At 49.1% G+C, this 14584-nt stretch carries 10 protein-coding genes and 1 pseudogene; 6 read left to right on the forward strand and 5 right to left on the reverse strand.

All coding sequences use genetic code 11. The features are described 5' to 3' along the window. Positions 1-158 precede the first annotated feature (158 nt). The gene (locus OOJ59_RS16470) at positions 159-737 is read right to left on the reverse strand and encodes a TetR family transcriptional regulator (protein WP_085048192.1); all 579 of its coding nucleotides are present in this window, start codon (positions 735-737) and stop codon (positions 159-161) included. 117 nt (positions 738-854) lie between these two features. Between OOJ59_RS16470 and OOJ59_RS16475 the strand changes: the two genes are divergently transcribed. Beyond that, positions 855-2342, forward strand: coding sequence for an MFS transporter (locus tag OOJ59_RS16475; RefSeq protein ID WP_087856599.1), 1488 nt, complete (start codon positions 855-857; stop codon positions 2340-2342). On the opposite strand, the gene OOJ59_RS16480 is transcribed toward OOJ59_RS16475, so the two are convergent. Further along, on the reverse strand, positions 2343-2783 hold the full coding sequence (locus tag OOJ59_RS16480; protein ID WP_038640650.1) for a GFA family protein: 441 nt from the start codon (positions 2781-2783) through the stop codon (positions 2343-2345). Between the two features lie 83 nt (positions 2784-2866). Then, positions 2867-3946, reverse strand: a complete 1080-nt coding sequence (gene ompD / locus OOJ59_RS16485; RefSeq protein ID WP_038640648.1) for a porin OmpD — start codon at positions 3944-3946, stop codon at positions 2867-2869. A 203-nt stretch (positions 3947-4149) separates the two neighbouring features. Between ompD and OOJ59_RS16490 the strand changes: the two genes are divergently transcribed. Continuing rightward, positions 4150-5412, forward strand: a complete 1263-nt coding sequence (locus tag OOJ59_RS16490) for an IS1380-like element ISEcp1 family transposase (protein ID WP_000608644.1) — start codon at positions 4150-4152, stop codon at positions 5410-5412. 847 nt (positions 5413-6259) lie between these two features. On the opposite strand, the gene yddG is transcribed toward OOJ59_RS16490, so the two are convergent. Then, entirely contained in the window at positions 6260-7141 is an 882-nt protein-coding gene (gene yddG, locus OOJ59_RS16495) for an aromatic amino acid efflux DMT transporter YddG (protein WP_087856600.1), read from the reverse strand. A 286-nt stretch (positions 7142-7427) separates the two neighbouring features. Between yddG and fdnG the strand changes: the two genes are divergently transcribed. From fdnG to OOJ59_RS16515, 4 genes and pseudogenes are all read left to right on the forward strand, one after another. Next, positions 7428-10475 carry a formate dehydrogenase-N subunit alpha gene (fdnG, locus tag OOJ59_RS16500; protein ID WP_160956247.1) on the forward strand — a complete coding sequence of 1016 codons (3048 nt, stop codon included), beginning with the start codon at positions 7428-7430 and terminating at the stop codon, positions 10473-10475. 12 nt (positions 10476-10487) lie between these two features. Further along, entirely contained in the window at positions 10488-11372 is an 885-nt protein-coding gene (fdnH, locus tag OOJ59_RS16505) for a formate dehydrogenase N subunit beta (RefSeq protein WP_160956246.1), read from the forward strand. Then, positions 11365-12021 (forward strand): formate dehydrogenase-N subunit gamma, encoded by a 657-nt coding sequence (gene fdnI / locus OOJ59_RS16510; protein ID WP_038640638.1) that lies wholly within the window; start codon positions 11365-11367, stop codon positions 12019-12021. Before fdnH ends, fdnI begins: the two co-directional genes overlap by 8 nt. Before the next feature lie 127 nt (positions 12022-12148). Continuing rightward, positions 12149-12749: pseudogene (locus tag OOJ59_RS16515) on the forward strand (inorganic diphosphatase); the annotation flags it as partial. 81 nt (positions 12750-12830) lie between these two features. Here OOJ59_RS16515 and OOJ59_RS16520 read toward each other — a convergent pair. Beyond that, positions 12831-14546, reverse strand: coding sequence for an ABC-F family ATP-binding cassette domain-containing protein (locus OOJ59_RS16520; RefSeq protein WP_160956245.1), 1716 nt, complete (start codon positions 14544-14546; stop codon positions 12831-12833). Between the last annotated feature and the right edge of the window lie 38 nt (positions 14547-14584).

Raw genomic sequence — 14584 nt, forward strand, 5'->3', positions numbered from 1 at the left:
GCGCGGCTTCTTTTTAGAAACTATTGAAAGGTTTTGGGAATATTGACTGAAAGAATAGATAAAAAAGCGCAATAACGCGGGATAAGGGGAGAATTACAGGTTGGTTAAGTGTTACTAATTGTAAACTTAAATGATGTATTGTTTGTTCATCTATAACATCAACTAAATAACTCAAGCGTAATCATACGATCCAGGTGGTGCTCGAAAGCGGGATCGGCCATTTCCTCTATGCCCAACACATACATACCATCCAGGCCGCAGACCACTGCGATTAAACGCCATGCGACATCGGCGGCATCTGGGGTGGATAAAAACTCACCGGCTTTCTGTCCCTGAGTGATGATGTTAGCCGTTTCCTCATGCCACATCCGCATGGTCAGCAGATAGGCGCTTTTGATCTCAGGATCTTTATCTGCCAGCACCTGTGCTTCACGCCACAGCCTGATATGGGGTTCGAACCCGCCATCTTCGCTGCCCAGCATGGCATGCAGCCGTTCCCGAAAACTGGCGTTTTCGCTGACCAGTTCAGCATCAAGCAGGGTACGGATCAGGCGCACAAAAGCCTGAGACTTGAGTTCACCGGCAGAGGAAAAGTGATGATGCACCTGACCCGTCGCCACATGAGCTTCCGCCGCTATACGTCGTACGGTCATGGCAGTAAACCCTTCTTCCAGCGCAACGCGCATCGCCGCTTGCAGAATCACTTCCCGACGTTCATCCCGGTTCAGATAGCTCATCATTCCTCCTGTATCTCAATAGCACGCAGTCTAACAAAAAGTTGGACATACGTTCAATTTTCCGTAGGATCGCTAAAGCTGGACATGTGTCCAGTTTCGGTTTTGTTAGGGAGTTTTATGTTTCGTCAGTGGTTAACGTTAGTCATTATTGTACTGGTCTACATCCCTGTTGCGATTGATGCAACGGTGCTGCACGTTGCCGCGCCCACGCTGAGTATGACGCTGGGTGCCAGTGGTAACGAGCTGCTGTGGATTATTGATATTTATTCGCTGGTCATGGCTGGCATGGTGTTGCCAATGGGGGCATTGGGCGATCGCATCGGTTTTAAACGTCTGCTGCTGTTGGGCGGGGGGTTATTTGGCCTGGCATCTCTGGCCGCAGCGTTTGCCCACAGCGCCAGTTGGCTGATTGCCACGCGGGCGGTATTAGCGATCGGGGCGGCGATGATTGTTCCGGCTACGCTCGCGGGTATTCGCGCCACCTTTGCCGAACAGCGTCATCGCAATATGGCGCTCGGCGTCTGGGCCGCTGTCGGTTCCGGCGGCGCGGCGTTTGGGCCATTAGTAGGCGGCATACTGCTGGAGCACTTCTATTGGGGATCCGTGTTCTTAATCAATGTGCCTATTGTTGTGGTGGTAATGGCATTGACGGCTCGTTTCGTGCCACGCCAGGCTGGACGTCGCGATCAATCGTTAAATTTTGGTCATGCGATAATGCTGATTGTCGCTATTCTGCTGCTGGTCTATAGCGCCAAAACCGCCCTGAAAGGTCATATGGCGACCACTGCCATCGTGCTGACATTATTAACCGGAGCATTGCTGTTGGGGCAGTTTGTCCGTATCCAGCTTGCAGCTTCGCGGCCAATGATTGATATGCGGCTGTTTACGCATCGCATTATCTTAAGCGGCGTAGTGATGGCGATGACCGCGATGATTACGCTGGTTGGTTTCGAATTGCTGATGGCTCAGGAGCTCCAGTTTGTGCACGGTTTGACGCCGTATCAGGCTGGGCTGTTTATGCTGCCGGTGATGCTGGCAAGTGGTTTCAGCGGCCCCATTGCCGGCATGTTGGTGTCACGCCTGGGATTACGTTGTGTGGCAACGGCGGGTATGGCGCTCAGCGCCGTCAGTTTTTACGGTCTGGCGATGACGGATTTCAGTACGCAGCAAATACAGGCGTGGATATTGATGGCCTTGCTCGGATTCAGCGCGGCAAGTGCGCTTTTGGCCTCAACTGCGGCAATCATGGCAGCAGCCCCGGCAGAAAAAGCGGCAGCGGCTGGCGCCATTGAGACGATGGCTTATGAACTTGGCGCCGGGCTTGGCATCGCTATCTTTGGCTTACTGTTGAGCCGTAGCTTTTCTGCCTCGATTCTGCCACCTGCCGGACTCAATCCGCAGGAGATAGAGCGCGCCTCATCATCAATGGGCGAAGCGGTGCAACTGGCGCATTCGCTCCCGTCGTCGTTGAGTGAGGCATTGCTGGCGGCTGCCAGAGAAGCCTTTACCTGGTCACATAGCGTGGCCTTAAGCAGCGCTGGCAGTATGCTTATCGTATTAGCGATAGGGATGTGGTTCAGTCTGGCAAAGCTACAGCGTCAATAACTAGTGGGCTAAATGACAGGGGTAATCCATCTCTTCGACTTCTTTTCCACTCAAGCGAGCGTATTGCCCCGTCAGTCTCCAGAATGCAGGTTGAGTTTCCGTATAGATCTCTGCTGCTAACACCAGGCGGCGGCGATCTACCTCGTTAAGTTCCAGTAGCGTCCACGGCACAAAATAGCGTTCGCTACCCGTCAGGGTAAACCACAGCGGGCACCCACAGCCGGAACAGAAGAAACGTTCACCACGATTTGAAGAAGGAAAGTGTGAGGGTTGGGCTGAATCCGGCGACATCTGCGGATGAGCGCTGGCCTCCAGATACATAGCGATGCCACCCGACCATTTCTGACACAACGTACAGTGGCAGGCATAGACATCCAGCATTTCGACGTCAACGGTAAAATGACTCTGTCCGCAAAGACAACGACCAGTGAACGTCTGCACGGCATACTCCTTATGACCGAGACTACATCAAGAGAAAAAGCCAGCCCCGAAAGGACTGGCTTTGTATTCAGACTACAACAAAATTAGAACTGGTAGTTCAGACCAACAGCCACGATGTTGTCAGTGCTTACACCTGCATAGCGGGTGAAGTTGTTGTCATCCAGCAGGTTGATTTTGTAATCAACGAAGGTAGACATGTTTTTGTTGAAGTAGTAGGTAGCACCCAGGTCTACGTATTCAACCAGATCCTGGTCGCCGAAATAACCCAGATCTTTACCTTTGGATTTCAGGTAAGCAACGGACGGACGCAGGCCGAAGTCGAACTGGTACTGAGCAACAGCTTCAAAGTTCTGAGCTTTGTTAGCAATACCGTCGATTTTACCGAACGTAGTCATGTTGCGGGTTTCGGAGTAGGTGGTCGCCAGGTAGATGTTATTCGCATCATATTTCAGACCAGCAGCCCATACTTCCGCATTCTGACCGGATGCGTACAGACCGTTGTTACCATTACGAACCTGACGGTCGGTACGGTCAGATTTCGCGTAGGTCGCACCAACGCCAAAACCTTCGTACTCATAGGTAGTAGACAGACCGAAACCGTCGCCGTTTGCTTCTACTTCATTGTTACGATCGTTTTTGCCCTGATACTGAGCAGCGAAGTTCAGACCTTCAACCAGACCGAAGAAATCGGTGTTACGGTAGGTTGCAACGCCGGTAGCACGCTGAGTCATGAATACGTCAGTCTGGGTCCAGGTATCGCCACCGAACTCTGGCAGAACGTCGGTCCATGCGCCGATGTCGTAAGCTACACCGTAGTTACGACCGTAGTCGAAAGAACCGTATTCAGCGAATTTCAGGCCAGCGAATGCCAGACGGGTTTTGTCTGCTTCGGAACCCTGATCTTCAGAACGGTTGCCTTTGAATTCATATTCCCACTGACCAAAACCAACCAGTTGGTCATTGATCTGAGTTTCGCCTTTGAAGCCCAGACGTGCGTAGGTTTTGTCGCCATCGCTGCTGGTGTCATCAGAGAAATAATGCTGAGCGTGAACTTTACCGTAGATATCCAGTTTGTTTGCGTCTTTGTTATATACCTCAGCCGCGTTTACTGCACCTGCCGCCAACAGGCTAGTCACTGCCACTGCAACTAATTTAAGTTTCATTCTAAATAATCCTTATACCTAGATTCTACGTCAGTACTTCAAAAAGCATAATCAAAGCCTTGATAAATATGCATTCCTTCGAAATTCAGCTTTCACCCATTGGGTGAAAGAAAAGTGCTCAAAAATATGTTAAATTATCAGCTTTTATGACTCGATATATGGTAAAATAATAGTAAGAAAAGTAGTAAAAAGGGGTTCTAATTATGATTAATAAAATTGATTTCAAAGCTAAGAATCTAACATCAAATGCAGGTCTTTTTCTGCTCCTTGAGAATGCAAAAAGCAATGGGATTTTTGATTTTATTGAAAATGACCTCGTATTTGATAATGACTCAACAAATAAAATCAAGATGAATCATATAAAGACCATGCTCTGCGGTCACTTCATTGGCATTGATAAGTTAGAACGTCTAAAGCTACTTCAAAATGATCCCCTCGTCAACGAGTTTGATATTTCCGTAAAAGAACCTGAAACAGTGTCACGGTTTCTAGGAAACTTCAACTTCAAGACAACCCAAATGTTTAGAGACATTAATTTTAAAGTCTTTAAAAAACTGCTCACTAAAAGTAAATTGACATCCATTACGATTGATATTGATAGTAGTGTAATTAACGTAGAAGGTCATCAAGAAGGTGCGTCAAAAGGATATAATCCTAAGAAACTGGGAAACCGATGCTACAATATCCAATTTGCATTTTGCGACGAATTAAAAGCATATGTTACCGGATTTGTAAGAAGTGGCAATACTTACACTGCAAACGGTGCTGCGGAAATGATCAAAGAAATTGTTGCTAACATCAAATCAGACGATTTAGAAATTTTATTTCGAATGGATAGTGGCTACTTTGATGAAAAAATTATCGAAACGATAGAATCTCTTGGATGCAAATATTTAATTAAAGCCAAAAGTTATTCTACACTCACCTCACAAGCAACGAATTCATCAATTGTATTCGTTAAAGGAGAAGAAGGTAGAGAAACTACAGAACTGTATACAAAATTAGTTAAATGGGAAAAAGACAGAAGATTTGTCGTATCTCGCGTACTGAAACCAGAAAAAGAAAGAGCACAATTATCACTTTTAGAAGGTTCCGAATACGACTACTTTTTCTTTGTAACAAATACTACCTTGCTTTCTGAAAAAGTAGTTATATACTATGAAAAGCGTGGTAATGCTGAAAACTATATCAAAGAAGCCAAATACGACATGGCGGTGGGTCATCTCTTGCTAAAGTCATTTTGGGCGAATGAAGCCGTGTTTCAAATGATGATGCTTTCATATAACCTATTTTTGTTGTTCAAGTTTGATTCCTTGGACTCTTCAGAATACAGACAGCAAATAAAGACCTTTCGTTTGAAGTATGTATTTCTTGCAGCAAAAATAATCAAAACCGCAAGATATGTAATCATGAAGTTGTCGGAAAACTATCCGTACAAGGGAGTGTATGAAAAATGTCTGGTATAATAAGAATATCATCAATAAAATTGAGTGTTGCTCTGTGGATAACTTGCAGAGTTTATTAAGTATCATTGCAGCAAAGATGAAATCAATGATTTATCAAAAATGATTGAAAGGTGGTTGTAAATAATGTTACAATGTGTGAGAAGCAGTCTAAATTCTTCGTGAAATAGTGATTTTTGAAGCTAATAAAAAACACACGTGGAATTTAGGTTTCATTCTGGCGACGTCCGTATTTGCCTTTCGGAAGCATAAAATCGGACGCGTTGTGGCTCGCTTCAGGTAAAATATTGACTATTCATGTTGTTGTTATTTCGTCTCTTCCAGAATAAGGAATCCCATGGTTAAAAAATCACTGCGCCAGTTCACGCTGATGGCGACGGCAACCGTCACGCTGTTGTTAGGTTATAATTTTTTCTTGGTGTGTTTCCTAAACCATTGCTAAACGAAGGGGTTCGTCAATGGCAAACCATTTTTAAATGACGCAGTGGTATAAGTTCAATAATAAGTTTCATAATATTGCGAAATATTTGAAGTTGTGTGATCCAGATCTACATAATACAGCTGATTGTATTAATCTTAATATGTGACAAATCTGATGAGATATATTTACGCAGGGGACTATTATGGCAGCTATGGTTTAAATGGCGTTAGTTTCGCTTGTATAATATATACATGCGGAGGGTTATAGATAAACATGAAATACTTTCACGTGTTAACTAATAATCACATATTTAACATTTAATTAAACAAATATAAACAAAAAAAACAAGTGCAATGCGCAATAATTATCCATCAGCCTGGCTAAAGTATAGCCGGATTTTATTTATTTGTGATAAAACCCGGTTTTTTTTCAGGCGCGGCGCGTTGCCAACCAGCAAAGTAGCGAGCCAGCGCAAACCATCAGCGCGCCTTGCCAGAAAGAAAGTGATAGCGGGGCGCTGAGTAGCACGGCGGCAAGCGCGGAGGACAGTACGGGAGTAAAATAAGAACCCACCGCCATAATGGTGACATTACCGTGCAAAATACCAATATTCCACGCAGCATAGGCAAATCCTAACGTTAATGCTGCAGTGAACATTTTAATCGTCACCGGAGTGCTGAAAACCATTTCCGGCTGAGGGGTGACAAAATAGTAAACCCACAGACTTGCGGCTGTCAGTAAGACGAACACCGTGATGCCGTTAAAGCCTTTTGCATATTTATTGGTCACTGTGCAATATGTGGCCCAGATAAAAGCCCCCAGAAAGGCGAGAAAATAACTGAGCGGACTACTGGCAACATTGCTGATAATTTCGCCAGGATTGAGGCCATTTTCACCACCTAATACCCAACAAACACCGGTCAATGCGATAATTAATCCAGGAATGACCAGCCAGGTTGATTTTTGACCATTAAATAATATGGCGAACAATATCGTCAGGCTTGGCCAGAGATAATTTACCATCCCGACTTCAATAGCCTGATGACGGGTAGCGGCATAACCCAGGGCCAGTGCTAAACAAATTTCATAGCTAACAAAAAGCACGCTACCGGCGATTAAATAGTGAACAGGAATTTTTCTGATATTTGGAAATCCAACAGTAAATATGAGCAACAGGCCGCTTAATGAAAAAATCATCGCTGCGCCGCCAGCAGGTCCCAGTCCCTCACTCACTCCCCGAATAAGTCCAACCATCGTGCTCCAGAGTACGATGGCAATCAGACCAATTAACGTTGCTTTTTGTTTTGTCATTCTGTTTCTCTGTTCATACCACTGGCAAAAAATAAGCTGAAATTTATAGCACTTTTACACCGTAGCACGCTAATTAATTACCTTTTGCATACCTCCTTATGGGTACAAGGGTTAAACAAAGTGCACTATTTAGTAGCGGAACCGTTTCGTTTTTGATTTGACGCAAAAAAAATATGGATATAGCTGATAGTTTCGTCGCGAAGTTGTACATGTCATCTTTCAGGCTGCCTCGATTACGCACTTTGAGAGATTTCTTGTACGAATCCCTGCAAAAAAGAGGAAAGCAATGGACGTCAGCCGCAGACAATTTTTTAAAATCTGCGCGGGCGGTATGGCGGGAACAACAGTAGCCGCTCTGGGTTTTGCACCCAAAATGGCACTGGCTCAGGCGCGAAACTATAAGTTATTACGCGCCAAAGAGATCCGAAACACCTGCACATACTGTTCCGTAGGTTGCGGGCTATTAATGTATAGCCTGGGTGATGGAGCAAAAAACGCCAAAGAGTCGATTTACCATATTGAAGGGGATCCGGATCATCCGGTGAGCCGGGGGGCATTATGTCCTAAGGGCGCAGGCTTACTGGATTACGTACACAGTGAAAACCGTCTGCGTTACCCGGAATATCGCGCTCCTGGTTCCGACAAATGGCAGCGTATCAGCTGGGATGAAGCTTTCTCCCGCATCGCGAAGCTGATGAAAACTGACCGTGACGCCAACTTTATTGAGAAAAATGAGCAGGGTGTAACGGTTAACCGCTGGCTTTCAACCGGGATGCTGTGCGCATCTGCAGCAAGTAATGAAACCGGCATGCTGACGCAAAAATTTGTGCGCTCACTCGGCATGCTGGCAGTAGACAACCAGGCGCGCGTCTGACACGGACCAACGGTAGCAAGTCTTGCTCCAACATTTGGTCGCGGTGCGATGACCAACCACTGGGTTGATATTAAAAATGCTAACGTCGTGATGGTGATGGGCGGTAACGCCGCTGAAGCACATCCGGTGGGATTCCGCTGGGCGATGGAAGCTAAAAACAACAATGACGCCACGCTGATTGTTGTTGACCCACGTTTTACACGTACAGCCTCGGTGTCGGATATTTACGCACCGATTCGTTCCGGCACGGACATTACGTTCCTGTCCGGCGTTTTGCTGTACCTGATTGAAAATAACAAAATCAACGCTGAATACGTTAAGCATTACACCAACGCTAGCCTGCTGGTGCGGGATGATTTTGCTTTCGAAGAGGGTCTGTTCAGCGGGTATGACGCGAAAAAACGTCAGTATGATAAATCGTCCTGGAACTATCAGTTCGATGAAAACGGCTACGCCAAACGCGATGAAACATTAAGTCATCCGCGCTGCGTGTGGAACCTGCTGAAACAGCATGTATCCCGTTACACGCCAGATGTGGTGGAAAATATCTGTGGTACGCCGAAAGAAGACTTCCTGAAAGTCTGCGAAGTGCTGGCCTCCACCAGCGCGGCCGATCGTACCACCACCTTCCTGTATGCGCTGGGCTGGACGCAGCATACCGTCGGGGCGCAAAACATCCGCACCATGGCGATGATCCAGTTGCTGCTCGGCAATATGGGGATGGCCGGTGGTGGTGTCAACGCCTTGCGCGGTCACTCCAACATTCAGGGGTTAACCGACTTAGGTCTGCTCTCTACCAGTCTGCCGGGCTACCTGACGCTACCGTCAGAAAAACAGACAGATCTGCAAACCTATCTGGCCGCGAACACGCCAAAAGCGACGTTGGCCGATCAGGTTAACTACTGGGGCAACTATCCGAAGTTTTTCGTTAGCCTGATGAAATCTTTCTACGGCAATGCGGCGCAGAAAGAGAATGACTGGGGCTTTGAGTGGCTGCCGAAGTGGGATCAGTCCTACGACGTCATCAAATACTTCAATATGATGGATAGCGGAAAAGTCACCGGCTACATCTGTCAGGGCTTTAACCCGGTTGCGTCCTTCCCGGACAAAAACAAAGTGGTGCAGTCCCTGAGCAAACTGAAGTATCTGGTCGTTATCGATCCGCTGGTGACAGAAACTTCAACGTTCTGGCAAAACCACGGCGAATCAAACGACGTTGATCCGGCATCTATCCAGACCGAAGTCTTCCGTTTGCCGTCAACCTGCTTTGCGGAAGAGGATGGCTCAATCGCCAACTCCGGTCGCTGGTTGCAGTGGCACTGGAAAGGTCAGGACGCGCCGGGCGAAGCCCGTAACGATGGCGAAATTCTGGCCGGCATTTACCACCGTCTGCGCGACATGTACCGCACTGAAGGCGGTAAAGCAGTTGAACCCGTGCTGAAAATGAGCTGGAACTATAAGCAGCCGGACGAACCGCATTCAGAGGAAGTGGCGAAAGAGAACAACGGCTATGCGCTGGAAGATCTCTATGATGCCAACGGTGTGCTGATTGCGAAGAAAGGCCAGTTGCTCAATAGCTTTGCGCTTCTGCGTGATGATGGCACAACCTCATCTTCCTGCTGGATTTATACCGGGAGCTGGACCGAGCAGGGCAACCAGATGGCCAACCGCGATAACGCCGACCCGTCAGGGCTGGGTAATACGCTGGGTTGGGCATGGGCATGGCCACTGAACCGTCGCGTTCTGTATAACCGCGCTTCGGCGGATCCGCAGGGTAAACCGTGGGATCCCAAACGCATGCTGATCCAGTGGAACGGTACGAAGTGGACGGGGAACGACATCCCGGACTTCAACACCGCGGCGCCTGGCAGCGGCACCAATCCGTTTATCATGCAGCCGGAAGGTCTGGGTCGTCTGTTCGCCATTGATAAGATGGCGGAAGGGCCGTTCCCGGAACACTACGAGCCAATGGAAACGCCGCTGGGTACCAACCCGCTGCACCCGAACGTAATCTCCAACCCGGCAGCCCGTCTGTACGAGGCGGATAAGCTACGCATGGGAACCAAACAGGACTTCCCGTACGTTGGGACGACTTATCGTCTGACCGAACACTTCCATACCTGGACCAAGCACGCATTGCTGAATGCGATTGCTCAACCAGAACAGTTTGTGGAAATCAGCGAAACGCTGGCGGCAGCGAAAGGTATCAATAACGGCGATCGCGTGAAAGTCAGCAGCAAGCGTGGATTTATTCGCGCAGTTGCGGTGGTTACGCGTCGTCTGCGTACCCTGAACGTCAATGGTCAGCAGGTCGAAACGGTTGGGATCCCGATCCACTGGGGCTTTGAAGGAGTCGCGCGTAAAGGCTATATCGCCAACACCCTGACGCCGAATGTCGGTGATGCAAACTCGCAAACGCCGGAATACAAAGCGTTTTTAGTAAACATCGAGAAGGCGTAAGGGGGCGAATATATGTCTATGGAAACGCAGGACATCATCAAACGGTCCGCAACAAACTCCATCACGCCGCCGCCTCAGGCCCGTGATTACAAAGCAGAGGTCGCGAAACTGATCGATGTGTCCACCTGTATAGGCTGTAAGGCCTGCCAGGTGGCATGTTCAGAGTGGAACGATATCCGCGATGAAGTCGGTCATTGCGTCGGGGTGTATGACAACCCCGCCGATCTCAGCGCCAAATCCTGGACGGTGATGCGATTTAGCGAAACCGAACAGAACGGCAAGCTTGAGTGGCTAATTCGTAAAGACGGCTGTATGCACTGTGAAGATCCGGGCTGCCTGAAGGCATGCCCGTCTGCCGGGGCGATTATTCAGTACGCCAACGGGATTGTCGATTTCCAGTCAGAGCACTGCATTGGCTGCGGCTACTGTATTGCCGGGTGTCCATTTAATATTCCGCGCCTCAATAAAGAGGATAACCGCGTGTATAAATGTACGCTGTGTGTGGACCGCGTCAGCGTCGGGCAGGAGCCTGCCTGCGTCAAGACCTGTCCAACAGGGGCAATACATTTCGGCACCAAGCAGGAAATGCTGGAAATGGGCGAACAGCGGGTGGCCAAACTGAAAGCTCGCGGTTTCGAACACGCCGGGCTCTACAACCCGGAAGGTGTGGGGGGGACGCATGTAATGTACGTTCTGCATCATGCCAACCAGCCGGAGCTGTACCACGGCCTGCCGAAAGAACCGCAGATCGATACCTCTATCAATCTGTGGAAAGGGGCGCTGAAACCACTGGCCGCAGCCGGATTTATCGCCACCTTCGCCGGACTTATTTACCACTACGTTGGTATTGGTCCGAATAAGGAAGTGGACGACGACGAGGAGGATCATCATGAGTAAGTCGAAAATGATTGTGCGCACGAAGTTTATCGACCGCGCCTGTCACTGGACGGTGGTGATCTGCTTCTTCCTGGTGGCGCTGTCGGGGATTTCATTTTTCTTCCCGACTCTGCAATGGTTGACGCAGACTTTCGGTACGCCGCAGATGGGGCGTATTTTGCACCCGTTCTTCGGGCTGCTGATCTTCGTGGCGTTAATGTTCATGTTTGTACGCTTTGTTCACCACAACATCCCGGATAAAAAAGATATTCCGTGGCTGAAAAACATTGTGGAAGTGCTGAAAGGCAATGAACATAAAGTGGCGGATGTGGGCAAGTACAACGCCGGACAGAAAATGATGTTCTGGTCGATCATGAGCATGATTTTCGTGCTGCTGATTACCGGCATTATTATCTGGCGTCCGTACTTTGCACAGTTCTTCCCGATGCAGGTCGTGCGTTATAGCCTGCTGATCCATGCGGCGGCAGGCATTATCCTGATGCACGCCATCCTCATCCATATGTATATGGCATTCTGGGTGAAAGGCTCTATTAAAGGCATGATCGAAGGGAAAGTGAGCCGTCGCTGGGCGAAGAAACATCACCCGCGCTGGTATCGCGAAGTCGAAAGACAAGAAGCGAAAAAAGAGAGCGAGGAAGGGGTTAACTAATCCCTGACGTTACCTCCACGTAATGGCGCTACATCAGTAGCGCCATTTTTTTGCCAAAAAAACGTCATGTTTCTGTCATCTGCTCAACGTAAGGTGTTGTCTTTAATAATAGAAGAGTTAAAAGACAATGCATCTGGTAAAAAAATTACTCGCAGTCAGCGTGTTTCTTTGTGCGTCCGCTCAGGCGCAGAACATCCTCGAATTTCCTCAGCCGGAAAATAACCCGGAAGAGTTTTATGCCGTAACTGAAATCCCGGCAGGTGGAATGATTAAATATGAAACCGACGCCAAAACCGGTTTTATCGTTGCCGATCGCTTCCAGTCAATGCCGGTTGCCTATCCCGCCAACTACGGCTCGTTGACTCAATCTTTAGCCGGTGACGGCGACCCGCTGGACGTCATTTTTTATACCCGTGCGCCACTGGCCCCAGGAACATTGATTAAGCTGCGCGCGATTGGCGTGCTGAAGATGATCGACGGCGGAGAAAAGGACGACAAAATTGTCGCCGTTCCGGCCAGTAAAATTGACCCGACTTATGATGACATCAAAGAGTTGAGCGATCTGCCCAAGATTGAAGTGCAACGCCTGGAATCTTTCTTCCGCGTGTACAAAGATCTGCCGGAAGGGCGCAAAAAGGTAGAATTAAACGGTTTCAACGACGCCGCTACGGCAAAGCAAGAGATCAAACAGGCCTGGGATGCCTGGAAAGAGAAAAAACCGCAGTAATACATGGCATGCCGGATGACGGGCCTACAGGCGCATTTTGCTGATGTAGGCCGGATAAGCTTGCGCCATCCGGCAATGCGGTTTACTCCAGAAGTGAGTTCAGACGCGCAATCTCCTGACGCCATTGCGCTTGTAACAGCGGTTTTTGATGTTTCGGCTTACGAGCGAGATCGTCGGCCAGCCGCTGCTCCAGTTCGAGAAGTTGTTCCAGTAACGCATCACTGTCGCGGCTTATTTCATTTCTCGCTTCAACCAACGTTTTCGGGACGGGTATCTCAGCAGATGTTTCCCGAATTCGCGCGTTGATCGCGTCGAGATCGTGCCATTCGCTGAGTTCGCCGTTCTCAATAAACCAGAACCGGTTACAGCTTTTGCTGATAAGCTGGCGATCGTGACTGACCAGCAGCACGCCGCCGTGATAGCTTTGCAGCGTTTCTGCCAGCGCCTCTTTGCCTTCCATATCCAGATGGTTGGTCGGTTCATCGAGCATCAGCAGGCTATAACGCGCAAGCGTCAGTCCCACAAACAATAACCGGGAACGCTCGCCACCACTTAATGTACTGACCCGCTGTGCGTGACGAACCCATGGAAAGCCCGCGCTAATCAAGGCCATTTTGCGAATATCAGGCTGAGGAGCAAACGCTTCCAGCGCGTCAAACAGCGAGTCGTCATCAGCGAGTTGGTGCAGCGTTTGATCGTAATACCCCAGCGTAACGCGCGGGTGTAACACCAATGAAGGCGATGCCAGCTGTGAGTGAAACTGTTGCCAGATAAGCCTTAACAGCGATGATTTCCCACACCCATTGCGCCCGACAATCGCCACGCGATCACCGCTTTTTACGCGGATACCGGCTATCGAAAACAGCGAATCTGCGCCAGGAGCAGGGGCCACGGACAGATGAGTCATCTCCAGCAAACGATCCGCACGCAGGGCATCACCCTGCAATGTTAGTGTCCACTGACTTCCCGAGGTTACTTCGGTCTGTACCTCTTTCAGGCGCAGCACCTGTTTTTCCATCTGCTTGGCTTTACGGGAAAGGTCTTCGTTGTCGTAGACCCGCCCCCAGGTCGCCAGCCGTTTGGCGCTGGCGGTGACACGGTCGATCTCCTTTTGTTCAGCCTTATGGCGCAAAGCATCGCTGGCGTCTCTGTCTACCAGAGCCTGACGCGCCGCGCTACAGGGCAGATCGAAGGCATGCAGGGTGCGATCGCGCAGGATCCAGGTCCCGTGAGTCACGGCATCCAGCAACTGCGGATCGTGGGAAACCACCACAAAACTACCAGACCAGTTCTGTAAGAACTGTTCCAGCCACAGTAATGTAGGCAAATCCAGGTGGTTACCCGGTTCATCCAGCAGTAGCAGGTCAGGATTTCGCATCAGCGCCCGCGCTAATAACAGACGCGTGTGTTGTCCGCCGCTCAGCGTTTGTGCTGTCAGAGATAAATTCTCCGGCGTGAAACCCATTTCGGCCAGCAACGCTTCAACTCGCCATTGCTGGCTCGCGCGTTCATGCTCGGGAAGTTGAGCAAGCACCGCCTCTTGCAACGTAAGCGGCAGTATATCGTCAGGTAAATGTTGCTCCACACGTGCGAGATGACAGTGATTCGCCTGCGCGATAGACCCGCTGGTGGGTGAAATAGTGCCATCAAGCAGTTTTAACAGCGTACTTTTGCCGCAGCCGTTGTAACCGATAAGCCCGATGCGGTCACCTTTTTTCAGGGTGAAGGAAAGATCGTCGAATAGCGTGCCAAATGCCGTATCAACGTGTAAGGATTGTGCGGTTAGTAATGTGCTCATTGTTGCTTACTCAAGAGTTACAGGCGTAAAAACGCCTC

Source organism: Citrobacter sp. W9, from assembly GCF_026719375.1.
In the GTDB taxonomy this organism is placed as follows: Bacteria; Pseudomonadota; Gammaproteobacteria; order Enterobacterales; family Enterobacteriaceae; genus Citrobacter; species Citrobacter werkmanii.

Coding starts and splice junctions, on each gene's coding strand:
- OOJ59_RS16470 (WP_085048192.1), bottom strand. CDS start 737: ATGAGCTATCTGAACCGGGATGAACGTCGGGAAGTGATTCTGCAAGCG.
- OOJ59_RS16475 (WP_087856599.1), top strand. CDS start 855: ATGTTTCGTCAGTGGTTAACGTTAGTCATTATTGTACTGGTCTACATC.
- ompD (WP_038640648.1), bottom strand. CDS start 3,946: ATGAAACTTAAATTAGTTGCAGTGGCAGTGACTAGCCTGTTGGCGGCA.
- OOJ59_RS16490 (WP_000608644.1), top strand. CDS start 4,150: ATGATTAATAAAATTGATTTCAAAGCTAAGAATCTAACATCAAATGCA.
- yddG (WP_087856600.1), bottom strand. CDS start 7,141: ATGACAAAACAAAAAGCAACGTTAATTGGTCTGATTGCCATCGTACTC.
- fdnH (WP_160956246.1), top strand. CDS start 10,488: ATGTCTATGGAAACGCAGGACATCATCAAACGGTCCGCAACAAACTCC.
- fdnI (WP_038640638.1), top strand. CDS start 11,365: ATGAGTAAGTCGAAAATGATTGTGCGCACGAAGTTTATCGACCGCGCC.
- OOJ59_RS16520 (WP_160956245.1), bottom strand. CDS start 14,546: ATGAGCACATTACTAACCGCACAATCCTTACACGTTGATACGGCATTT.